This window comes from Microbacterium profundi (genome assembly GCF_000763375.1).
GTDB classification, from domain to species: Bacteria; Actinomycetota; Actinomycetes; order Actinomycetales; family Microbacteriaceae; genus Microbacterium; species Microbacterium profundi.
Genome location: NZ_JPSY01000004.1, coordinates 95,123 through 116,873, shown reverse-complemented (window position 1 = coordinate 116,873; position 21,751 = coordinate 95,123). Strand labels below are relative to the sequence as shown.

Here is a 21,751-nt window from a genome sequence, read left to right as displayed (position 1 = left end):
ATGGATGCATGGGCACAGCACTCTTCGCCCCCTCCGCTTTCTCCCGCGAGGGCGATGGCTCTCGCGAGAGCACAGCCTCCCGCGCGCAGGAGGTGCACCGCCTGCGCGGCGAGATCGCCCGCATGCAGCGGCGACGAAGCGATGTGCCCTTCCTTCCCCTCGATCCCGCGCTGGAGGGCCTCCTGCCCGATCCAGGGCTGCGGGTCGGCTCCTCCTACTCCCTCTCCCCTTCGCCGAGTCTTCTGGGTGCTCTGCTCGCCGCTCCTTCGCAGAAGGGGGCGTGGTGCGCGATCATCGGCATGCCCACGATCGGGGTCGAGGCGATGGCCGGCTTCGGCGTCGAGCTGGAACGTCTCGTCCTCGTGCCCGATCCGGGCCCCCGCTGGCTCACGGTCGCCACTGCACTCTCCGAGGTGATCCCTCTCATCGCGGTGCATCCGCGCAGCAGGGTCGCCGATGCAGACATCGCCCGGCTGAACGCGCGCCTGCGCGATCGCGGCTGCACACTGCTGGTCACGGCGCCCTGGCCGCAGAGCGAGGCGACGATCCGCGTGGAGGAGACCGAGTGGCACGGCCTGGGCTCCGGCTGGGGGCTCCTCGCCGATCGCACCGTGACCCTGCGCGCATCGGGGCGGCGGCATGAGGCTCCGAGTCGGGTGCGGGTGCGGATGCCGACTTCCCTCGGCCGTGTGGATGCCGCGCCGGCACCGCTGCGTCCGGTGGCGCCGCTGCTCGCGCCCGTCCCTCAGACGGTCGATGCCGAATCCGATCAGTGGGCGGTGGCCGGATGAGCATGCCTCCTCGTCATCTCGTGCTGTGGCTGCCGGATTGGCCGGTGCGCGCAGCGCTCGGAGCGCCACCCGCAGAAGAGCCGGTCGCCGTCGTGCAATCGAACATCGTGATCGCATGCTCGGCATCAGCCAGGGCGCAGGGTGTGCGGCGCGGCCAGCGCCGCCGACTCGCGCAGACCCGCTCCCCTGCGCTGCGACTCATCCCCGCAGACCCCCGCCGTGATGAGCGGGCCTTCCTGCCGGTGCTGCGGCTGCTGGAAGAGCTGGTGCCCGGCGTTCAGCCGCTGCGCCCTGGCCTTGCCGCGCTGCGTGCCCGCGGAGCCGCCCGATACTACGGCGGAGAGGAGCAGGCGGCCCTGCGCCTCATTGAAGCCCTCGCCGAGCACGACCACCCTGGCACTCGCGCGGCCATCGCCGATGGGCTCTTCACGGCAGAGCAGGCCGCCCGCCTCGCGGCGCCTGCCCTCGTCGTGGCCCCCGGTGGCTCGCGGGAGTTCCTCGCCCCTCTCCCCGTGCAGGCGCTGGGAGACGAGGAGGTCACCGCGCTGCTCGAACGGTTGGGCATCCGCACCCTTGCGGAGTTCGCCGCCCTCGCCGAGACCGACATCCGCGACAGACTGGGTGAACGAGGGGCGAGATTGCATGCCTTGGCATCCGGTGCCGATTCCAGGCCACTGGTGCCGCAGCATCCCGAGCCCGAGCTCGCACGCGAGATCGTGTTCGAGACGCCCCTCGAGCAGGCAGATCAGGTGGCGTTCGCAGTGCGCCAGACAGCGGATGCCGTGACCGCGGCTCTCGCCGAGCTCTCGCAGGTGTGCACCGAAGTGCGGATCGATCTGACCGACGACGACGGGGCGATCTCGTCGCGGGTGTGGCTGCACCCCACCTCCTTCGAGGCGAGCGATCTGGTCGATCGGGTGCGCTGGCAGCTGGAGTCGCTCTCCACCCCCGCGAAATCCGAATCTGCGCAATCCGACCCTGCGCAATCTGATCGCGCGCCGGCCGGCATCGCCGAGGTGCGGATCGTGCCGACCAGGGTCGATGACAGCGCCCACCATCAGCCAGGACTCTTCGGGCAGGGTCCCCAGCAGCGGCTGCACCATGCCGTCTCCCGAGTGCAGGCGATGCTGGGTCATCTCGGCGTCGTCACCCCCGTGATCGTCGGCGGACGCCGGCTGTCCGACCGGCAGCTGCTTCAACCCTGGGGAGACAAGGTGCCACCGGAACGCGATGCCGCGCTGCCGTGGCCGGGAAGCCTGCCTCCGCCGTATCCGTCCGAGGTGTTCAGCCCGCCGTTGCCGGCACGGGTGACTGCGGCAGACGGCACGCCGCCGCGGGTGGACGAGCGTGGCACGCTCTCCTCCGCCCCCGCATGGATCGAAGAGACAGCGGTCTCGAGCTGGGCGGGCCCATGGCCGCTGCGCGAGCGCGCCTGGGACAAGGACCAGGCCCGCCTCGCCCAGCGCCTGCAGATCGTCGACGAGTCGCAGCGCGCCTGGCTGGTGCTCTGGGAGGACGACTCCTGGTGGGTCGAAGGGAGGTATCGCTGATGGGCTGGCACAATCCTCCACGGACGTGGAAGGAGCTCGAGCAGACGCTCAGCGGGCGAGCACCCTCCTCCGAGCCGGCAGAGCCTCGTCCACGGCCCGACCCTGGGCCGGTCAGCCGTCGCCGGGTCACTGCACCTCCGCCGACGGTCGAGCCGCCCGAAGACGCCGTTCCCTACGCCGAGCTGCACGCCCACACGTCGTATTCATTCCTCGACGGCGCCTCATCCGCCGAGGATCTGCTCGCCGAGGCCACGCGGCTCGGGCTCACGGCTCTCGCCATCACCGACCACGACGGCTTCTACGGGGCCGCCAGGTTCGCAGAGGTCGCCGACCTGATGAAGACCAGGGTTGAGGCCGAAGGGCAGCGCGGAGCGCAGACCGGCCTGCAGACCGTCTTCGGCGCCGAGCTGTCACTCGGGCTCCCCGGTCCGCAGGGCGGCGTTCCCGACCCCGCGGGCGAGCATCTTCTGGTGCTGGCTCGCGGACTCGAGGGTTATCACCGCCTCTCCGGAGTGATCACCAGGGCGCAGCTGCGCGGCGGAGAGAAGGGGCGCCCGGTCTACGACCTCGATGATCTGGCGGCGAGCGCGGACGGGAACTGGACGATCCTCACCGGGTGCCGCAAGGGTGGTGTGCGCCGAGGGCTCGCGGCAGGCGACGCCGCGACGCCGTTGCGTCGCCTCGCCGATCTGTTCGGCCGCGACAGCATCGCCGTCGAACTCTTCGACCACGGCGATCCGCAGGACAATCGCCGCAATGACGCCCTCGCCGAGCTCGCCGGCTCCCACCGGCTCCCCGTGGTGGCGACGAACAACGTGCACTACGCGACTCCGCAGCGCGCCGGGCTCGCAGAAGCCATGTCGGCGATACGAGCGGTGCGCAGCATGGACGACCTGGACGGCTGGCTCCCCTCTCATGGCGCAGCGCATCTGCGCAGCGGCGCCGAGATGACCGCACAGTTCCAGCGCTACCCCGGTGCGATCTCACACGGGCTCCTCATCGCCGAGGAGTCCGCCTTCCCGCTGCGCCGCGCCCGCCCTGATCTGCCGAAGCAGAAGGTTCCTGAAGGCCATACGCCGATGAGCTGGCTGCGACTGTTGGTGTGGGATGCCGTCCCCGCCAGGTATCCACGACTCGATGACGACGGACGGGCCAGGATCGAGCGCGAACTGAACGTGATCGAGGAGAAGGACTTCCCCGGCTACTTCCTCATCGTGCACGGCATCGTCACCGAGGCGAAGCGTCGCGGCATCCTCTGCCAGGGGCGAGGCTCTGCTGCGGCGAGCGCCGTCTGCTACCTGCTCGGCATCACCGCCGTCGACCCGATCCTCTATGGACTGCCTTTCGAGCGTTTCCTCGCCAGCACCCGCACGGAAGAGCCCGACATCGATGTGGACTTCGATTCCGGCCGGCGCGAGGAGATCATCCAGTGGGTCTACGGCGAATACGGCCGCGAGTGCGCCGCCCAGGTGGCCAACGTCATCCAGTATCGTCCGAAGAACGCCGTGCGCGACATGGCGAGGGCGCTGGGCTACTCCCCCGGCCAGCAGGATGCCTGGTCTCGTCAGGTCGACGGCTGGGGCGCCGACCTCATGCCGGTGGACGGCCATGACATCCCCGAGACGGTGCTGGAGTACGCCGGTGAGGTGCTGAAGGCACCCCGGCACCTCGGCATCCACTCCGGCGGCATGGTGCTCACCGCACGCCCGGTCGGAGAGGTCGTGCCCGTCGAGCATGCTCGGATGGAGAATCGCACGGTCATCCAGTGGGACAAGGACGACGCCGCCTGGATGGGGCTGGTGAAGTTCGACCTGCTGGGGCTGGGGATGCTCGCCGCATTGCAGAACTGCTTCGAGATCATCGCCGCCACCACCGGAGAGCGCTGGACCCTGGAGACCATCCCCAAGGAAGAGCCGGCGGTCTACGACATGCTCTGCCGTGCCGATTCGATCGGGGTGTTCCAGGTGGAGTCCCGCGCGCAGATCGGTCTGCTCCCCCGGCTGCAGCCCCGCTGCTTCTACGATCTCGCCATCCAGATCGCTCTCATCCGTCCCGGTCCCATCCAGGGCGGCGCCGTGCACCCGTTCGTGCGGCGAAAGATGGAGAAGGACCGCATCGATGAGGAGAATCGCCGACGGGCAGCCCGCGGCGAGGCTCCGATGCCGCCGATGGACATTCCCTACCCGCACCCGGTTCTCAAGTCAGCGCTGGAGCGCACCCTGGGCATCCCCATCTTCCAGGAGCAGCTCATCCAGATGGCCACGACGATCGGCGATTGCACGGCCGACGAGGCTGACACCCTCCGGCGCGCCATGGGGTCCAAGCGCGGTCTGGAGCGGATCGACAGCATCCGCGACAAGCTGTACGCCGGCATGGCGCGGCACGGGCTTTCCGATGAACAGTCCGATCGCATCTACGAGCAGATCCAGGCGTTCTCGAACTTCGGCTTCGCGGAGTCGCACTCGCTGTCGTTCGCGCTGCTCGTCTACGCCAGCTCCTGGCTGAAGCTGCACTACCCCGCCGCGTTCCTCGCCGGGCTCCTGCGCTCTCAGCCGATGGGCTTCTATTCGGCGTCGACGCTCACCGCCGATGCCAGGCGGCACGGCGTGGAGGTGCGTCGACCCGACCTGCACGCTTCGGCGGCGACCGATTCTCTGGAGCTCCTGACGGATTCCCCCGCGGCGACAGGCCGAGACTCCTGCCGCACGTACGAGCAGCCGGCGGCACCCCGTTTCGACCGGGATGCGCCGGATGAGTCGGCAGCGCACCGTCGCGACGGCGCGTTCGCCGTGCGTCTGGGGCTCAGCGAGGTGCGCGGGATCGGCAAGCCGATGGCCGAGCGGATCGCCGGCGAACGCGAGGCGAACGGCCCCTATCGCGACCTGCACGATCTGGTGCGGCGCACGGATGCCACTTCCGTACAATTGGAAGCCCTGGCCACAGCGGGCGCCTTCGAATGCCTCGGACTGAAGCGGCGGGAGGCGATCTGGCTCGCCGGCGCCGCCGCCGAAGATCGTGCCCGTTTCCTGCCAGGCACGACCGTGTCCGTACAGCCCCCGCTGTTCACCGACCAGACGAGCTACGAGCAGCTCGCCGCCGATCTCTCCGCCACCGGCGTCTCCACGGATGACCATCCGATGGCGCATTTCCGCTCCGCGCTGATCGAGCGGGGCGTGCTCACCGCCGCACAGCTGCGCGAGCATGAGGTGGGCCGGCGCATCGAGGTCGCCGGTCTCGTCACCCACCGACAGCGTCCGGCGACGGCGGCCGGTGTCACGTTCCTCAACCTCGAGGACGAGCACGGTCTCGTCAACGTGGTCTGCTCCACCGGGGTCTGGAATCGCTATCGACGGGTCGCGCGAGACTCACCGGCGCTGATCATACGAGGAATGCTGGAGCGCTCTCCCGAGGGCGTCATCAACGTGCTGGCCGACGGGTTCCAGGATCTGCGCACCGGCATCGAACATCGGTCCCGCGACTTCCGCTGAGCGCAGAAGCGCGGACTCACCAGAAGCGCGGCGGCTCCGGCGCGGGGACGGTGTCTCCTCCGCCCCAGCGCAGCGCCTCGATCCTGGCGGCATCGGCTGCGGCATCCGCCCCGCGCAGCGCGACGTCGGCCTCCGCCGAGCCGGGGCCGGTCGGATCGACCACGAGCATGGTCTTCACCCCACCTCTCGTCGGGGCGATGACGCATTCGATGACGCGGCCCGTCCAGGTCACGGCATCCGAAGCATGCGATGATTCCTGCCGATAGTGGATGCGGGTCTCCAGGTCGGTCACCACGACGACGGATCGCGACCCCGCATCGTCGATCCGCTCGACCACCTCGATGCGGTGCCCGTGGGGAATCGGTGCCGGCACCGCGATCGTGATCGTCCTGTCCATGGCTCCAGCCTATGAACTTACGGCCCGCAGGCAAGAGCAGGATCGGGCAGCGACGGAGTGGATCCTGTTCGGACCGTTCGCGATCCGTCTGGCGCCGGCTGCGTCCACGTCGACGCATGTGGCGCGCACGACGGGGCAGGTGGTCGTGTTCTGGGGGCTGTTCCTCACGGTCTTCCCCGTGATCATCGCCGTCATCGAACGTCGTTGGAATCTGCATGTGCCGTTTCCGGATGCCGTGCGATGGGCGGGCCTGGTGCTGTTCCTCGCGGCGAGCGCGCTGGGGATCTGGTCGGCGGTGGCGATGTCGACACGCGGAGAGGGCACTCGCTGCCGTCGGCGACCGCGAGACGGCTGGTGATCGCCGGGCCGTATCGGTTCGTGCGCAATCCGATGGCGGTGGCCGGCATCACTCACTGAGCGGTTCGGCGCTGCGTACGCCGAGTATGCCGACGCCGTACGATGCTGGGTGCCGCGGACCACGCCCTTCGTGCCAGCACGTGAACATCCCGTGACTCAGCGGAGATCCTCAGGCGCCGTCTCCTAATCTGGTGAGCATGGATGCCGGAGCCGAGAATCTGAACACGATCGCCGCATGGGCGGTCGCCCTCATGGAGGCCCTCGGCGGTTTCGGCGCCGGGCTCGCCATCGCCCTCGAGAATCTGTTCCCTCCTCTGCCGAGCGAGGTCATCCTGCCGCTCGCGGGCTTTGCCGCAGCGCAGGGCACGCTCGGACTCGTCGAGGTGCTGATCTGGACGACTGCGGGTTCGGTCGTCGGGGCACTCGCCCTGTACGGCATCGGCGCGTGGCTCGGCCGACGACGCATGTACGCGATCGCCGAGCGGATGCCGCTGATCAAGGTCGCAGACGTGGAACGCACGGAGGCATGGTTCGGCCGCCACGGATCGAAGGCGGTCTTCTTCGGCCGTATGATCCCGATCTTCCGCAGTCTGATCTCGATACCCGCGGGCATCGAACGGATGCCGTTGCTGCGGTTCACGCTCCTCACGACAGCCGGCAGCGCGATCTGGAACACCATCTTCGTGCTCGCAGGGTACTTCCTCGGCGCGAACTGGCACGTCGTCGAGGACTACGCTGGCGTGTTCCAGAAGGTCGTCATCGCCGTCGTCGTGGTGGCTGTTGCAGTCTGGATCACGGTGCGGATCCGTCAGGTGCGTCGCAACAGACTTTCTGTCGACTGATGCGTTGACGCGGCTCAGCTTCCAGCATGAGACGCCTCGCGCCGAGCGCCTCGCGTCGAACGCCGTACGATGACAACGTGGGGAGCGAAGAGCGCACGATCCAGACCCTCGGCATCATCGGCGCCGGTCGCCTCGGCACGGTGCTCGCCCGGCTCGCGGCATCCGCCGGCTATCAGGTCATCGTCGCAGGCTCCGGCGCTCCCGCTCTCATCGCCCCGGCGATGAGAGCGATCGGCGCGTCCGCGGGGACGATCTCGATGATCGCCGCCGAGGCGGATGCTGTGATCCTGGCTCTGCCGCTCGGCAGGTATCGGATGCTCCCGGCGGAGCAGTTGCACGGCGCTGTGGTGATCGATGCCATGAACTACTGGTGGGGCTCCGACGGCATCCGCGACGATCTGAGTGATCCGCGCACTTCGACGAGCGAGCTCGTGCAGGCACATCTCGTGGGAGCGCGCGTCATCAAGGCACTGAGCCACATGGGCTATCAGGACCTCGAAGATGAAGCGCGCCCCGTCGGGAGTGCCGGCCGCAAAGCGATCGCGATCGCCGGCGATGACCCGGTTGACGTCGCCCTCGTCGCGGCTCTCGTGAACGATCTCGGCTTCGATCCCGTGATGGCCGGGCCGCTTTCGGCCGGCATCATGCTGGAGCCAGGGGCCGAAGCGTTCGGAGCCGATGTCGACGAAGCTCAGTTGCGGGAGATGCTCGAACGCTTCCCGACCTCACAACGGGGCATCATCGTTGCGCGGGCGCGTGGCGAGCTGCCGCTCTGATCCGTCAGGCGGCCTCAGGTGAGCGCACCAGGATGCGCCCGTCATCCACGCTGACTGCCCAGATCGGCTCGGACACGCTCGCTGGACCTCGTTCGATGCCGCCGTCCTCGAGGCGGAATCGGCTGCCGTGCCAGGGGCACGTGACGCAGCCGTCGGCATCCAGTGTTCCTTCATCCAGTGGACCGCCCGCGTGGGTGCACACCGCCGAGATCGCGTGCAGCCGGCCCGCCTGCCGCGTGAGCAGGACCGGTACGCCGTCGACGACGACCCTGGTGAGCGTGCCGTCGAGGATCTCGCTGTCGGCGGCGACGTCCGTCCACGACGAAGTCTGCCTCTGGAACGCCGTCCGATTGACGCCGATGCCGCGTACGAACGACAGGTGCCCTCCGAGATACGCCGATGACAGTGTGAGTCCGAGGCCAAGGGCGCTGAGGGCGATTCCCGCACGGCGATGGCCGCTGCGCCGTGCCAGCCACGATCCGGCCTGCAGCGTCGATGCGGACGCGTTCATGAGCGCATGCACGAACCCGATCCGCTTGTCGGCGCCCCTGGTACTCGACCAGTCCGATGCGCCCGACAACGCTGCCGGGGCGGAGGCGATGAGGCCGAGTCCGACGAGGCGACGTGCGGCATCGGCGCTCTGCTCTCCACCGGTGAGGTCCAGAGCGACGGCGGCTCCCCACGCACCGATCGGCAGGTCGGTGAGGACGGGGTGAAGTTGATGTCCGAGCCACGAGCCCGACAGCGCGTTCTTTATCCACGTGGGATGCGTCACGGCATCCACCCAGCCGCTGACCGTCTTCGCAGCGGTGTCCAGACCCTTCGCCCGACCGAGACTGCGGATGATCGAACTCGTCATGCTTGTCGAATCGCTCATCGGTGCCACTCCTCACGATCATGACGGCGCCTTGCCGGTCGTTTCTGTCTACTCCCGCGATGCCTCCGGGTCAACGGCCTGGAGTTGCGCCCTGGGTACGTGGGATATGGGCGGCACGTTGATTCCGAGGATGCGCGCGCGTCCCGGCCAATCCGACTCTCCCTCGTACGGGAAGTCGAGCTCGAGCAGCGCCGAGTTGTCGAGCGCGGGAAAGATGTCGCGATACCAGTCGGGGTCGAGTCCGACCAGCTCGCAGAGCAAGAGGCGCATCAGCGTCGCATGCCCGACCACGAGCACCCGGCCATCGGGAAACTCCGCGGCGAGTTCATCGAGCACCGGCATGGCGCGTGCGATGCCGGCACGTCCGGATTCTCCACCGGGTAACGGATGCTGCGCCGGCTGCCGCTCGAACCCTGCCCAGTCCTCGGGGAACGCCGCCTCGAGCTCTGCCGGCGACATGCCCTCGCCGCGTCCGAAGTCGATCTCCACCAGACGCGGGTCGATGCGCAGCGGGAGTCCTGAGGCTTCTGCGGCGGGTTCCGCCGTCAGGCGCGCCCGGCTCAGGGGCGAGGCGATGATCGCGCTCAGCCCGGTAGTGCTCGCCCACGTCGCGAGACCGGCTGCCTGCGCGATGGCGTCGGGCACGAGGGCCACATCGGACGAACCGGCGTAGCGATGCTCTGCATGCCACTCGGTCTCGCCATGTCGGGCGAAGTACAGCGTCGTCATGTGCGCTCCGATCGGTTTCTCTGATCGTAGGTGCAAGACCCCGACCTGCGGGACCGTCTGAGCAGCAGGGAGTGGGACGTGTCGTTCGCCCAGGCGACGGTGACGTGTGTCACGCCTTCCGGTGACACCTCGACACTTCTGGAGAGGCGGCCGACCGAGTGCGATAGGAGTATGACAACCGAATCCGCGCCTATCGCGCGCACCGCCCCTGCACCGTTCTGGCGACGGCCCTTCCGGATCGTCCGCGAGAACAGGCGCGCCTACCTCATCATCAACGTGGCCGCATACGGCCTTGCCCTCGTCGGATTCATGATCGGACTCGTCTTTCCCAACCTCAACGCCGCACAAGCCGCGGGACTGGAAGAGGACGGCACCGGTGAGCTGGTGCGCTGGCTGGTGAACATCCCGCCGCTGTTCGCGCTCACGATCCTGGGAGTCAACGTCTTCCGACTCAGTCTGCTGACCATCGGGCTGCCGTCGCTCATCGTGCCGTTCGCAGGCCTCGCGTTCTTCGGATACTGGGCGGTCGAGACGGGCATCACGCTCGTCCCCGCCTCCCCCGAGGGCTGGGTGGCGCTCATCCCCCACTCGCTGACCTTCGTCATCGAGCTCCAGGCCTACATCCTGCTCCTTCTGGGCGCGTATCTGCTGGGCAGGTCCTGGCTGCTCCCGCGCACCATCGGCGCGAAGAACCATCGTCAGGGTTACTTCCGCGGCCTGCAGCGGATCGGGCTGCTCGCACTTCCGGCACTGGCACTGCTCATCATCGGGGCCGTCTGGGAGGCGTACTCGCTGCGGTACTTCGTACACCCTCTGAGTCAACTGGTCCTGTGACCGGGACCATCTCGCGGACCGGCTGCTTCGGGGCCCGGGCCTCGCTCGTCAGCACCATGGCCACGCCTGCACCGCCTGACTTCTCAGGCGCCGCTGCGAGGTCAGCCGCAGAAGGCCGAGGCCGAGGCCTTGAGCTGATCGATCGCTTCGATGGTCTCCGGCGCCTGCAGGTCGGTCATCCCGCCGATCTGCTGTGCACCCGAGCTGATGAGATCTCCGAGCTGTCCGTCGACATCCGTCGCCAGTGTGTCCAGCGTCGTCACGAGTTCGTCACGGGCTGCGTCGATCTGCTCCGCCGAGGCCCCACCCTGATCGAGCAGAGTCTGATACTGCGCGTAGGCATCGTCGATCGTCGTGCATGCGGCCTCGACGTCGACGCCCATCGCGTCACCCGCGACCTGCGCCACTTGGGAGCATCCTGCGAGGAGACCGGCGGCGAGCAGCAGAGGAACGATGACGATGCGGCGCATGGTCCGAGGGTAACGACCCGTCCTGTGGGAAGAGCTGAGCGTCGTGTCACCAGCGCGTTCCTCAGCCCGGGCCATTCGGATTGGCGAGGAGGCACGCGCGGAGATCCTCTGAGCGACGACCATGCGCCACGCGTCGACGACGAACTCGCGTGCCTGGCTCGGCTCCAGCGCTGCATGATCGCCGTGAACCCAGTTGAAGCGCATCTCCGACTCCGATGGCATCTGGAACTTGCGCGGATCGCCACCGAGCACCAAGACGTCCTCGATCACCGCCGTGGTGAAGACCTTACTCAGTCGGTTGAGCGTTGAGCGCGCCGGCGGTCGTTGGAGTGGGTACTGGTGCCCCTGCGACCCGCGGATGCTACTTCTCGGTCGTGAGCTCTTCGCGAAGGATGTCGGCACCAGCGCTGAGCGCACGCAACTTCGCCCGCGCGACGTCACGAGGCAGCGGCGCCAGGCCGCAGTTCGTGCTCGGGATGAGCTTGTCGGCGTCGACGAACCGGAGCGCGTTGCGGAGTGTGTCCGCCACTTCCTGCGGGGTTTCGATCGTGTGGCTCGCCACGTCGATGGCTCCGAGCATGATCTTCTTGCCCCGGATGAGCTCGATGAGGTCCAGCGGGACGTGAGAGTGGTGGCTCTCCAGGGAAATGGTGTCGATGCTCGATCGCTGCAGAAGCGGGAACGACTTCTCGTACTGGCGCCACTCCGCCCCGAGAGTCGCCTTCCAGTCAGTGTTCGCCTTGATCCCGTACCCGTAGCAGATGTGCACCACGGTCTCCGCGCGCAGCCCTTCAGCCGCCCTCTCCAGCGCTGCCACCCCCCAGTCCTGCACGTCATCGAAGAAGACGTTGAAAGACGGCTCATCGAACTGGATGATGTCGACTCCGGCCGCCTCGAGCTCCTTCGCCTCCTGATTGAGGATCGTCGCGAACTCCCAGGCCAGCTTCTCGCGGCTCTTGTAGTGGCGATCGTAGAGCGTGTCGATCATCGTCATCGGCCCGGGCAGCGCCCATTTGATCGGCTGATCGGTCTGCTGACGAAGGAACTTCGCGTCTTCGACGAACACGGGCGTCTCACGGCTCACTGCGCCGACGACCGTCGGCACGCTCGCGTCGTACCGGTCGCGGATCCGGACCGTCTCGCGCTGGTCGAAATCGACGCCGGAAAGATGCTCGATGAACGTCGTGACGAAGTGCTGGCGCGTCTGCTCCCCGTCGCTGATGATGTCGATGCCCGCGTGCCGCTGCTCCTGGACGGCGATGCGCAGCGCATCCTGCGTGCCCTCGACCAGCGCATCACCCTCCAGCTTCCAGGGAGACCAGAGGGTCTCGGGCTGGGCGAGCCAGGAAGGCTTCGGCAGGCTGCCGACGATGGATGCAGGAAGAAGCGTGTTCATGGTCGGTGATTCTCCGGTGGTCATCCGACAGGAACGAGGGAGTTGGCGGCCCACTGCTCGAGAAGGTCGCCGTGTGGCTTCATGAGGTGTTCGTGCGCATACTTCCCCTGCTCAGTCGCGAGCCGGCTGCGCTCGTCGCGATCGTAGGCGATCTTCGTCACCGAGTAATCCTGCTGCTCGAGGCTCGGCTGATAGACCTTCGCTGCAGCCGAGTTCGCGTTGTAGATCTCCGGTCGGTAGATCTTCTGGAACGTCTCCATCGTGCTGATGGTGCCGATGAGCTGGAGGTTCGTGTAGTCGCCGAGCAGATCACCGCGGAAGTAGAACGCGAGCGGTGCGACGCTGCCGCGCGGCATGAAGTACCGGACGGAGAGCCCCATCTTGCCGAAGTACTCGTCGGTCAGCGAGGGATCCTTCTGCTCGTACTCGACGCCGAGGATCGGGTGGTGATTCTCGGTGCGGCGGTACGTCTTGCTCGTCGAGACGCTGATGCAGATCACCGGCGACACCGTGAAGCGCTCGCGGTAGGCCTCCGAGTCGAGGAAGTGCTGGAAGAGCTTGCCGTGCAGATCTCCGAAGTCGGATGGAACGGCGAACCCGCCTGCCGCTTCGCTGGCCGCCGGCAGCCGCACGCTGAAGTCGAAGTCGCGGACGTACGACGAGAAGTTGTTGCCCACGATCCCCCGGCTGCGCTTTCCGGTGAGCCGGTCGAGGATGCTGATGTCCAGAACCTCGAGCAGCGGGAACTCCTGGTCCGCACCCTCCGCGGCGAACTGCACCGCGACGGAGACGATCTCGAGATCGAGGGTGTAGCGATCCCCGTTCGGGTTGTCCCAGTCAGTCAGGTCGTTGAATCGGCGGTCGATCATCGTCAACGCGTTGCGGAGATTCTGCTGACGGTGCTCGCCCCGCGCCAGGTTGGCGAAGTTCGTGGTGATCCGGGAATCGTCCGACGGAGAGTAGTCCTCGTCGAAGCGGGTCTTCGTGATGCGGAACGTGAATTCGTGCGCCATGGAGGTGCCAATCGGTGGGCTGATCGGCCGGGCTCGGCCTCGCAAAAAAAGGGTCTCTCAATGGTGGCGGCTGCGCGTCCCATCGAGAAATGTGCTGCGACTATGCCATGACATAGTCTGAGGCTATGGCTAAGCGCTCGAGCGGTATCACTCTGCAGCAACTCACCTACTACATCGAGGTCGCCGCGGAGGGCTCGATCAGCGCCGCCGCCGACCTGCTCTACGTCGCCCAGCCCACGATGTCGGCGGCGATGAAGGATCTGGAGAGCAGAGTGGGGCGCGTCCTGCTCCTCCGCTCCGCCCGGGGCGTGACGCTCACCACCGACGGTGCGGAGTTCCTGGGGTACGCCAGGCAGGTCGTCGAGCAGGTGGCGCTCCTCGAACAGCGATACCTCGGGCGCCCTCCGTCACGGCGCCTGCTCGGGGTGTCGACGCAGCACTACTCGTTCGCCGTCGACGCGCTGGTACGGATGGTGAAGGCGACCTCAGCGGCCGAGTACGAGTTCTCACTGCGGGAGACGCGCACGTGGGACATCATCGAAGACGTCCGCACCCTCCGCAGCGAGCTGGGAATCCTCTACCGGAACGACTTCAACCGCAACGTCATCGACAAGCTGCTGCGGGACTCGGGGCTCGCTTTCCATCCGCTCTTCGTCGCCGAGCCGCACATCTTCATCTCCCGCAAGAACCCGCTCGCCTCTCGTGATCGCGTCACCCTCGCCGACCTCGCCGATGTGCCGCGGCTCACGTTCGACCAGGGCGCGAACAACTCGTTCTACTTCGCCGAGGAGATCCTCTCCACCCTCTCTAGCCCGCAGGAGATCCGAGTCTCCGACCGTGCGACCATCTTCAACCTCATGATCGGTCTCGACGGGTACACCATCTCGACAGGCATCATCAGCGACGACCTCGACCCTGAGATCGTCGCCATCCCGCTCGATGTCGACGAGCGAATCGAGATCGGCTGGATCGGTCACTCGGCGATCCCCCTCACCGAGCAGGCGCAGCGCTTTCTCGCCGAGCTGCGGACTGTCGTCTCGGGGTTCGGGGTGGCCTTGCTCGGCTGACTCTGTCCTCCGGTCGGTCCGATACGCGAGCATCAGTCGATCGGTTGAATGCGCACCTAGGTCGTGCACAGCTTGAGGCCTTGGCGATTCCGGGCACAGAGAAAACCCCGGAATCTTCTCACAGACCTCGGCCCATGCGCTGAGATTGCCGAACGGGCTGCTGGTGTTGTTGATGAGCCCTTCGTTCATTCCCCGGGCTTGTTTGCTTGGACCACTTCTAGTGACCAAGAGAGGAACAGGACTGACGCCACGACGCGCGGAGCACCCTAGGCCGAATCCTCCTGCAACTGCCAACTTCTCCTGCAGATGGAACGCAGCGCTGACTTCAAGCTATGACCTCGGGCGACGCCTCAGGCCACGCCCTCAGGCGTCGAGGTGGTCACCGTAGACGATGGCATCCTCCGCGACCTCTTCGGCTTCGGCGCCCTCTTCGGGTGATTCCGACCCGGCCTGGGCGGCAGTGTCGTCAGTCTGCTTCTGCGGATCCTTCGGATCACTCATGATTTCTCCTTCGTCGAATCCGACGACCGTACGCGCACGTCAACACCTCGAGCGAGGGCCTTGACGGATGCCGTCGCACCAGACTCACCGCGGATCCGCGGACGCCTGAGGTCGATCAGGTGCCCGTCCCCACCGAATATTACTATCGCGGCGGCGCTCGTGAGCGACGTGGGCAGGGTGGGATCTTCAACACAGCCATCCCAGAACAGCATCTTCGCGATCCGAGCGCTTTTGCGTCGACCTGGTCACGGTCGGCATGTACAACCTGAGCGAAGACGACGTGGCACTCCTGCGACGGGTGTTCCCGTAGTCAAGCCCCGCGGCTGTCGTCGGGCCCGCTTGTACGCTCGACCAATGCCGTACGGCCCCTCCTCTTCCCTCGCGACTCCCGCTGACCCCGCGGTCGCGCAGCGGCGTCAGCCCCTGCTCGCGCACGCGGCAGAGAACGCCCGGCCCCTGGCGCTGGTCTACCGGATCATCGCGTTCGCGCTCATCCTGGCGGGGGTCGTCCGCAACTCCGGGGTGTTGTCCGGGGCCCCGGACTGGTCGACCCTGCTGTTCTACACGATGATCAGCAACCTCCTCTGCCTCGGGTGGATGCTGCTGCTGATCATCCGCACCGCGCGGGATCTGCGTCGACTTGGCACCTCCGGTACCTCGACTCCGAGCGCGAGAGGAAGCGGGGCGGTGATGATGGCGATCTCCGTGACCATGCTCATCTATCTGATCGTGCTGGTGCCGACTCGGTTCCAGCAGGGCGACGCCGACATCTTCTCCCTCACCGACAATCTCATCCACATCATCACGCCGTGCCTGGTGATCGGCGACTGGCTGCTCTTCGTCCCGAAGGGCACGTTCCGCTGGATCGATCCTCTGCGCTGGACACTGATCCCCTACGCCTACCTGGTGTTCGGCTTCATCTACGGTGCGCTGGGCGGAGAGTTCACGCCCGGACAGACCTATCCATACCCGTTCATGAACACCGAGAAGCTGGGTCTGGGCGGCGTCGCCCTGTGGATCGTCGCCCTGTCTGCCACGCTCGTCGCCGTCGGCTTCCTCTTCGTCGCCATCGACCGGATGCTCGGCGCTGCCGGTCGTCACATCGCTCTCTGAGGCCAGGGGCGAATCCTCCTGCATCTGGCTGACACCTGACGCATGCACCGCCCCCTCACCTCGCCCCCAGGGCCCCACGGATACACTCGACCGGTGCCCGAAACCCCGAACGACCCGACCGATGCGTTCGTCCGCGTTCGCGGTGCCAACGAGAACAACCTCAGGAACGTCGACGTCGATGTGCCGCGCGACAGGATCGTCGCGTTCACCGGCGTCTCCGGATCGGGCAAGTCCTCCCTGGCGTTCGGCACCATCTTCACCGAGGCCCAGCGCCGCTACCTGGAGTCCGTCGCCCCGTATGCACGGCGCCTCATCCAGCAGGGACATGATCCGCACGTCGAGTCGATCTCGGGCCTGCCGCCGGCCGTCGCGCTGCAGCAGCGCCGCGGCGCCCCCAGCTCGCGATCGAGCGTCGGCACCGTCACCACGCTGTCGAACTCGCTTCGGATGCTGTTCTCCCGCGCCGGCACCTTCCCCGAAGGGTTCACGACGCGCCTCGATTCTGACGCGTTCTCGCCGAACACCGCAGCGGGCGCCTGTCCCGAGTGCCATGGCATCGGCGTCTCGCACACCGTCAGCGAGGACTCGCTGGTGCCCGATCCCTCGCTGAGCATTCGCGATGGTGCCATCGCCGCCTGGCCGGGTGCGTGGCAGGCGAAGAACCTGCGAGACATCACCATCGCGCTCGGGTACGACGTCGATCGACCATGGCGCGACCTCGATCAGGCCGACCGCGACTGGCTGCTCTTCACCGACGAGCAGCCGATCGTGCAGATCACCCCGCAGCGCGACCGCGTGGCGAAGCCCTACAACGGCATGTTCTGGAGCGCGAAGAAGTACGTCTTCCACACGCTGGCCGACTCGAAGAGCCAGATGATGCGCACGAAGGTGCTGCAGTTCGTGCGGTCCGGACCGTGCCCGCTCTGCCACGGCACGGGTCTTCGCCGCGAAGCACTGGCCGTCACGTTCGCCGGGCGCACGATCGCCGAGCTCAACGCCCTCCCGCTGACCGAGCTCGCCGACGTGCTGCGCCCGACCACGCAGCTCACGGACCCTGAGCACGCGCTGCCGACCACGCTCTCCGGCGAGCGCACAGATGTCGCCGTCGCAATCACGACCGATCTCCTGGAGCGCATCACCGTGCTCACCGATCTCGGCCTCGGGTACCTCGGGCTCGGACGGGTGACGACCACGCTCTCCCCCGGCGAGATGCAGCGGCTGCGGCTCGCCACCCAGCTGCGGTCGGGGCTCTTCGGCGTCATCTACGTGCTCGACGAGCCGTCGGCCGCACTGCATCCCGCCGATGCGGAGCCGTTGCTCGACGTCTTGGAGCAGCTCAAGCGCTCGGGCAACTCCGTCTTCGTGGTCGAGCACAACATGGATGTGGTCCGCCGCGCCGACTGGATCGTCGACGTCGGCCCCGGAGCGGGCGAGGGCGGCGGTGACGTGCTCTACAGCGGAGCGGTCGACGGACTCGGAGCGGTCGAGGCATCCGTCACGCGGCCGTTCCTCTTCCCCAATCAGGACACCACGGCGGCAGATCGTCGCGACGTGCGCGAGCCCGCGAACTGGCTCACCGTGGAGGGCATCACGCTGCACAACCTCGCCGGCGTCGACGCGGCCATTCCGCTCGGAACCTTCGTCGCGGTCACCGGCGTCTCAGGGTCGGGAAAGTCGACGCTCGTGAGCCGCGTGCTGCGTGATGTCGTTCGTGAGCATCTGCGCTCCGGCCAGGGCGACGGTATCGATGATCCGGACGATGACGCGACGACCACCGACCCCGCAGGCGATGACGCGGGGCTCACCGAAGCGACGGTCCCGGATGCGCGCGCCGACACACTGACGGTGCGCCGTGCCACGGGGCTCGAGCACATCGACCGGCTCGTGCGCGTGGATCAGAAGCCGATCGGACGCACCCCTCGGTCGAACCTGGCGACGTACACAGGCCTGTTCGATGCGGTCCGGACGACCTTCGCCAAGACCGACCTCGCTCGGGAGCGCGGGTACACCGCAGGACGCTTCTCGTTCAACGTCGCCGGTGGGCGCTGCGAGACCTGCCTCGGCGAGGGGTTCGTGTCGGTGGAGCTCCTCTTCCTGCCCGGCAGCTATGGGCGCTGCCCGACCTGTCACGGCGCCCGGTACAACGCCGAGACTCTCGAGGTCACCTACAAGGGCAAGACGATCGCCGACGTGCTGGCACTGACGGTCGAGCAGGCATCCGACTTCCTCGCGCCGGTGCTGCCGGCTGCGCGCAGCCTGCAGGCCCTCCTCGACGTCGGGCTCGGCTACCTGCGACTCGGTCAGCCCGCGACCGAGCTGTCGGGCGGCGAGGCACAACGCATCAAGCTGGCGACCGAGCTGCAGCGCGTGCGCCGCGGCCACACCCTCTACCTGCTCGATGAGCCGACGACGGGTCTGCATCCCGCCGATGTGCGGCGGCTGCTCGCGCAGCTGCACGCGCTGGTCGACTCTGGAGACACGGTCGTGGTGGTCGAGCACGACATGGATGTCGTCGCCGCCGCGGACTGGGTCATCGACCTCGGGCCATCGGGCGGGGATGCGGGCGGGCGCATCGTCGCGACGGGAACACCGGATGCCGTGGCGAAAGACCCAGCGAGCCGTACGGCCCCGTATCTCGCGGAGCGCCTCAGCCGTTGACCCGACCCGGGTGACTCTGCCCGCCCACGCCAAGCGAGCACCGGTCGGACCGTCCCCCCGACCCATACCGCAGAAGACGAGAAGGACACCGGCGGGAAGCCGGTGCCCTTCTCGTTCTCGACCGTCTCCACGATCAGTCCTGCCACAGCCCTTTCGCTCGGGCTGACACGTCAGCGCCCGTCAGCGGGAGGCGAGTTCCAGCACGCCGTCGACGCGGCGCGGAACATCGACGGGGCCGTCGCGCAATTCTTCCGGCAACACCTCGGCCGGGGCATCCTGCCAGGCGAGCGGACGCAGGAAGCGTCGGATCGCGGTCACACCCACCGAGGTGTGCAGCGTGTTCGTCGCCGGCCACGGGCCACCGTGATGCATCGCCCAGGAGACCCGCACGCCTGTCGGGTAACCGTTGTAGACGATGCGCCCGACGCGGCCGCTGACCACGTCGGTGACCTCGGCGCGCACCTCGGTCTCTCCTGGTTCGCTGTGGATGGTCGCCGTCAGCGAATCGGGGACGGCGTCGAGCGCGCGCGCGATCTCGGCGACGTCGCTGTAGCGCACTACCACGACGAGCGGCCCGAAGGCCTCCTCGGTCACCTCAGCCGTGACATCGGTGGCGTCGATCTCGAGCACGGCGGGAGTCAGCGAGTACCCCTGCTCCCCCGGCGCCGGGTCGACCAGACTGCGGGCGCCACCCTCGGCGATCAGCCGAGAGCGGATCTCGTCGAAAGCCGAATGGATGCGGGAGTTCAACATCGTCTGCGGCGCGGCATCCTGCGCGCGGCTGACGATGTCTGCGACAAGCGCATCGCCGGCGTCCCCCTTGGGTACGAATGCGACGCCGGGCTTGGTGCAGAGCTGACCGGCGGAGCTGGTGACCGACCCGAACAGCCCCTCGGCGATCTGCGCGGTCCGCGCCACCGCGGCTTCCGGGGTGACGACGAGCGGGTTCACGCTCGACAGTTCACCATAGAAGGGGATCGGCGTGTCGCGACCGTCGATGATGCGCTGCAGGATCTGACCGGTGTGCAGCGACCCGGTGAAGCCGACGGCGGCGATGCGCGGGTCGGCGACGAGCACCGAGCCCGGCTGCTGACCGTAGACGATGCCGAACGTGCCCGCCGGTGCGCCGTAGTCGGTGGCAGCCTTCACCAGCGACTCGTACGAGCGCTGGGAAGTGAGCAGGTGAGAGCCGTGCGCCTTCACGACGACCGGGTTGCCGGCCGCGAGCGCGGAGGCGGTGTCACCGCCGAGCACCGAGAAGGCGAAGGGGAAGTTGCTCGCGCCGAACACGGCGACCGGGCCGATGGGAACGAGCATGCGGCGCACGTCGGGGCCGGCGCCGAGCGGGGTGTCGCCGGCGTGGTCGATGATGGCCTCGAGAAAGCCGCCGTCCTCGACGGCGTCTGCGAAGAGACGGAACTGGAAGACACTGCGACTGAGCTCTCCGTTCAGACGCGCCTCAGCGAGCCCTGTCTCGGCAACCGCTGCCGCGACGAGTTCGGTGCGGTCGACGTCCAGTCTGTCGGCGATCGCGCGCAGCAGGCCGGCGCGCCAGGCCCGCGGACGGACGCGCAGCTCCGAGAACGCCTGCTGAGCGCGCTCGGTGATCGCAGCGACTTCGGCATCCTCGGTCGCCTGGATCGCAGTGGCACTCTCTGTGCCGGTACGGGGATCAGTGCTGAACAAGGTGGTCATGCGTTACTCCTTCCGAGCAGGCCGCGGTCGGCCAGGTTGCGGATGAGAGCGCCGATGCCGAAGCTCCACGGGGGGAGCTTCTCGCAGTGACGCACTCGGTTGACGAGGGCACCGAGACGAGGAGAGGCGATGCGCACGATGTCATCCTCATGATGGGTGAATCCGCGTCCCTCCTCGCCGCGGTCGTCGGTGGGCGCGAACATCGTGCCGAGGTACAGCACGAATCCGTCCGGATAGGCGTGGTGCGCACCGGACGCCTGCCGCACGAGATCGGCGGGGTCGCGGCTGATCTGCGTCATGTGCGAGCGGCCGGTCATCCGGAAGCCGTCGGTACCGGTCACCTGAAGTTCGACGGTCTCGTCACGCACGTCGTCGAGGCAGTAGCTCTCGTCGAAGAGACGGATGAAAGGGCCGGCGGATGCCGAGGCGTTGTTGTCTTTCGCACGGCCGAGGAGAAGCGCCGAGCGCCCCTCGATGTCGCGCAGGTTGACGTCGTTGCCGAGCGTCGCTCCCACGATCTCACCGGCCGACGACACCACCAAGACGATCTCGGGCTCGGGATTGTTCCACTCCGACTCGGCGAGCACGCCGACGTCGGATCCGGCGCCGACCGACGACAGTACGGCCGCCTTGGTGAAGATCTCGGCGTCCGGCCCGATGCCGACCTCCAGGTACTGGCTCCACAGGCCTTCCTCGATGAGCACGGCCTTGAGCTTCATCGCAGCCGGCGATCCTGGCACGAGATCGCGGATGTCGCCCCCGAGCGCGCCGACGATCGTCTCGCGGATACTGCGGGCCGAGTCCGCGTCGCCGCGGGCTCGTTCCTCGATGACGCGCTCGAGCATCGACACGGGGAAGGTGACGCCCGACGCCTTGACGACCTGTAGGTCGATCGGCGACAGCAGCCACGGCTTCGTCTCGTCTCGAGAATCGGGCAAGGTGTTCGCCCATACGCTCTCCAGCGAGCCGATCGATGCACCATCGGCGATCCGCACGACCTCGGCCGGGACGGGGTGCTCCGTCAGCTCCCGCATGGTCGGGAACGTGCGGCTGAGGTCGATCAGCTCGCCCTCGCGCAGTGCCACGACGGCGGGACCGTTCGCTTCGGGCAGCCACACGCGGCCGACCAACAGCGCGCGGTCGGCATCGTCGGGAAGGATGTCGCGGGCAGCGCCGTACGACTCGGATGTCATCATT

At 67.6% G+C, this 21,751-nt stretch carries 19 protein-coding genes; 10 read left to right on the top strand and 9 right to left on the bottom strand.

What is annotated here, in order from left to right:
• Positions 1–8: 8 nt before the first annotated feature.
• Genes JF52_RS0115275 through JF52_RS0115265 form a run of 3 tightly spaced genes read left to right on the top strand, consistent with a single transcriptional unit; the run spans position 9 to position 5,829 of the window.
• Entirely contained in the window at positions 9–791 is a 783-nt protein-coding gene (locus JF52_RS0115275) for a hypothetical protein (RefSeq protein WP_152594921.1), read from the top strand.
• Positions 788–2,341: a DNA polymerase Y family protein gene (locus JF52_RS0115270; RefSeq protein WP_033107458.1), complete on the top strand. Its 1,554-nt coding sequence runs from the start codon at positions 788–790 to the stop codon at positions 2,339–2,341. The genes JF52_RS0115275 and JF52_RS0115270 overlap by 4 nt, the downstream gene beginning before the upstream one ends.
• A complete protein-coding gene (locus tag JF52_RS0115265) occupies positions 2,341–5,829 on the top strand; it encodes an error-prone DNA polymerase (protein ID WP_033107457.1) in 3,489 nt (1,162 codons plus the stop codon). Before JF52_RS0115270 ends, JF52_RS0115265 begins: the two co-directional genes overlap by 1 nt.
• A 16-nt stretch (positions 5,830–5,845) precedes the next feature.
• Here JF52_RS0115265 and JF52_RS0115260 read toward each other — a convergent pair whose 3' ends face one another.
• On the bottom strand, positions 5,846–6,226 hold the full coding sequence (locus JF52_RS0115260; RefSeq protein ID WP_033107456.1) for a hypothetical protein: 381 nt from the start codon (positions 6,224–6,226) through the stop codon (positions 5,846–5,848).
• On the opposite strand from JF52_RS0115260, the gene JF52_RS17955 reads away from it, so the two are divergent.
• The 3 genes from JF52_RS17955 to JF52_RS0115245 all read left to right on the top strand — a co-directional run bounded on the left by JF52_RS17955 (position 6,225) and on the right by JF52_RS0115245 (position 8,201).
• Entirely contained in the window at positions 6,225–6,584 is a 360-nt protein-coding gene (locus JF52_RS17955; protein WP_052167106.1) for a hypothetical protein, read from the top strand. The genes JF52_RS0115260 and JF52_RS17955 overlap by 2 nt on opposite strands.
• A 196-nt stretch (positions 6,585–6,780) precedes the next feature.
• The gene (locus JF52_RS0115250; RefSeq protein WP_033107455.1) at positions 6,781–7,425 is read left to right on the top strand and encodes a DedA family protein; all 645 of its coding nucleotides are present in this window, start codon (positions 6,781–6,783) and stop codon (positions 7,423–7,425) included.
• Positions 7,426–7,502: 77 nt separating this feature from the next.
• Positions 7,503–8,201: an NADPH-dependent F420 reductase gene (locus JF52_RS0115245; protein ID WP_234001524.1), complete on the top strand. Its 699-nt coding sequence runs from the start codon at positions 7,503–7,505 to the stop codon at positions 8,199–8,201.
• Between the two features lie 4 nt (positions 8,202–8,205).
• Here the strand turns inward: JF52_RS0115245 and JF52_RS0115240 are convergent, their stop codons facing one another.
• Both JF52_RS0115240 and JF52_RS0115235 read right to left on the bottom strand, forming a co-directional pair.
• Positions 8,206–9,078 (bottom strand): Rieske 2Fe-2S domain-containing protein, encoded by an 873-nt coding sequence (locus JF52_RS0115240; RefSeq protein ID WP_200881040.1) that lies wholly within the window; start codon positions 9,076–9,078, stop codon positions 8,206–8,208.
• Between the two features lie 48 nt (positions 9,079–9,126).
• On the bottom strand, positions 9,127–9,807 hold the full coding sequence (locus JF52_RS0115235; RefSeq protein ID WP_052167105.1) for a histidine phosphatase family protein: 681 nt from the start codon (positions 9,805–9,807) through the stop codon (positions 9,127–9,129).
• Positions 9,808–9,978: 171 nt separating this feature from the next.
• Between JF52_RS0115235 and JF52_RS0115230 the strand changes: the two genes are divergently transcribed.
• Positions 9,979–10,641 carry a hypothetical protein gene (locus JF52_RS0115230; RefSeq protein ID WP_052167104.1) on the top strand — a complete coding sequence of 221 codons (663 nt, stop codon included), beginning with the start codon at positions 9,979–9,981 and terminating at the stop codon, positions 10,639–10,641.
• 101 nt (positions 10,642–10,742) lie between these two features.
• On the opposite strand, the gene JF52_RS0115225 is transcribed toward JF52_RS0115230, so the two are convergent.
• From JF52_RS0115225 to JF52_RS0115210, 3 genes are all read right to left on the bottom strand, one after another.
• The gene (locus tag JF52_RS0115225) at positions 10,743–11,111 is read right to left on the bottom strand and encodes a hypothetical protein (protein ID WP_033107454.1); all 369 of its coding nucleotides are present in this window, start codon (positions 11,109–11,111) and stop codon (positions 10,743–10,745) included.
• Between the two features lie 361 nt (positions 11,112–11,472).
• Positions 11,473–12,507: a methionine synthase gene (locus JF52_RS0115215; protein ID WP_033107600.1), complete on the bottom strand. Its 1,035-nt coding sequence runs from the start codon at positions 12,505–12,507 to the stop codon at positions 11,473–11,475.
• Between the two features lie 20 nt (positions 12,508–12,527).
• Positions 12,528–13,520: a DUF1852 domain-containing protein gene (locus JF52_RS0115210; RefSeq protein ID WP_033107453.1), complete on the bottom strand. Its 993-nt coding sequence runs from the start codon at positions 13,518–13,520 to the stop codon at positions 12,528–12,530.
• Positions 13,521–13,645: 125 nt separating this feature from the next.
• On the opposite strand from JF52_RS0115210, the gene JF52_RS0115205 reads away from it, so the two are divergent.
• Positions 13,646–14,587 carry a LysR family transcriptional regulator gene (locus JF52_RS0115205; protein ID WP_033107452.1) on the top strand — a complete coding sequence of 314 codons (942 nt, stop codon included), beginning with the start codon at positions 13,646–13,648 and terminating at the stop codon, positions 14,585–14,587.
• Positions 14,588–14,950: 363 nt separating this feature from the next.
• Here JF52_RS0115205 and JF52_RS17535 read toward each other — a convergent pair whose 3' ends face one another.
• Positions 14,951–15,088 (bottom strand): hypothetical protein, encoded by a 138-nt coding sequence (locus JF52_RS17535; protein WP_160175077.1) that lies wholly within the window; start codon positions 15,086–15,088, stop codon positions 14,951–14,953.
• Positions 15,089–15,442: 354 nt separating this feature from the next.
• On the opposite strand from JF52_RS17535, the gene JF52_RS0115200 reads away from it, so the two are divergent.
• On the top strand, positions 15,443–16,201 hold the full coding sequence (locus JF52_RS0115200; protein WP_052167103.1) for a Pr6Pr family membrane protein: 759 nt from the start codon (positions 15,443–15,445) through the stop codon (positions 16,199–16,201).
• Positions 16,202–16,243: 42 nt separating this feature from the next.
• Positions 16,244–18,859, top strand: coding sequence for an excinuclease ABC subunit UvrA (locus JF52_RS0115195; protein ID WP_160175076.1), 2,616 nt, complete (start codon positions 16,244–16,246; stop codon positions 18,857–18,859).
• Positions 18,860–19,039: 180 nt separating this feature from the next.
• Here the strand turns inward: JF52_RS0115195 and JF52_RS0115190 are convergent, their stop codons facing one another.
• Positions 19,040–20,554: an aldehyde dehydrogenase (NADP(+)) gene (locus JF52_RS0115190; protein ID WP_033107450.1), complete on the bottom strand. Its 1,515-nt coding sequence runs from the start codon at positions 20,552–20,554 to the stop codon at positions 19,040–19,042.
• On the bottom strand, positions 20,551–21,750 hold the full coding sequence (locus JF52_RS0115185; protein WP_033107449.1) for a fumarylacetoacetate hydrolase family protein: 1,200 nt from the start codon (positions 21,748–21,750) through the stop codon (positions 20,551–20,553). The genes JF52_RS0115190 and JF52_RS0115185 overlap by 4 nt, the downstream gene beginning before the upstream one ends.
• Between the last annotated feature and the right edge of the window lies 1 nt (position 21,751).

Coding starts and splice junctions, on each gene's coding strand:
- JF52_RS17955 (WP_052167106.1), top strand. CDS start 6,225: ATGGCTCCAGCCTATGAACTTACGGCCCGCAGGCAAGAGCAGGATCGG.
- JF52_RS0115265 (WP_033107457.1), top strand. CDS start 2,341: ATGGGCTGGCACAATCCTCCACGGACGTGGAAGGAGCTCGAGCAGACG.
- JF52_RS0115225 (WP_033107454.1), bottom strand. CDS start 11,111: ATGCGCCGCATCGTCATCGTTCCTCTGCTGCTCGCCGCCGGTCTCCTC.
- JF52_RS0115240 (WP_200881040.1), bottom strand. CDS start 9,078: ATGAGCGATTCGACAAGCATGACGAGTTCGATCATCCGCAGTCTCGGT.
- JF52_RS0115235 (WP_052167105.1), bottom strand. CDS start 9,807: ATGACGACGCTGTACTTCGCCCGACATGGCGAGACCGAGTGGCATGCA.
- JF52_RS0115210 (WP_033107453.1), bottom strand. CDS start 13,520: ATGGCGCACGAATTCACGTTCCGCATCACGAAGACCCGCTTCGACGAG.
- JF52_RS0115190 (WP_033107450.1), bottom strand. CDS start 20,554: ATGACCACCTTGTTCAGCACTGATCCCCGTACCGGCACAGAGAGTGCC.
- JF52_RS0115260 (WP_033107456.1), bottom strand. CDS start 6,226: ATGGACAGGACGATCACGATCGCGGTGCCGGCACCGATTCCCCACGGG.
- JF52_RS0115200 (WP_052167103.1), top strand. CDS start 15,443: ATGCCGTACGGCCCCTCCTCTTCCCTCGCGACTCCCGCTGACCCCGCG.
- JF52_RS0115215 (WP_033107600.1), bottom strand. CDS start 12,507: ATGAACACGCTTCTTCCTGCATCCATCGTCGGCAGCCTGCCGAAGCCT.
- JF52_RS0115275 (WP_152594921.1), top strand. CDS start 9: ATGGGCACAGCACTCTTCGCCCCCTCCGCTTTCTCCCGCGAGGGCGAT.
- JF52_RS0115185 (WP_033107449.1), bottom strand. CDS start 21,750: ATGATGACATCCGAGTCGTACGGCGCTGCCCGCGACATCCTTCCCGAC.
- JF52_RS0115230 (WP_052167104.1), top strand. CDS start 9,979: ATGACAACCGAATCCGCGCCTATCGCGCGCACCGCCCCTGCACCGTTC.
- JF52_RS17535 (WP_160175077.1), bottom strand. CDS start 15,088: ATGAGTGATCCGAAGGATCCGCAGAAGCAGACTGACGACACTGCCGCC.
- JF52_RS0115205 (WP_033107452.1), top strand. CDS start 13,646: ATGGCTAAGCGCTCGAGCGGTATCACTCTGCAGCAACTCACCTACTAC.
- JF52_RS0115270 (WP_033107458.1), top strand. CDS start 788: ATGAGCATGCCTCCTCGTCATCTCGTGCTGTGGCTGCCGGATTGGCCG.
- JF52_RS0115250 (WP_033107455.1), top strand. CDS start 6,781: ATGGATGCCGGAGCCGAGAATCTGAACACGATCGCCGCATGGGCGGTC.
- JF52_RS0115195 (WP_160175076.1), top strand. CDS start 16,244: ATGCACCGCCCCCTCACCTCGCCCCCAGGGCCCCACGGATACACTCGA.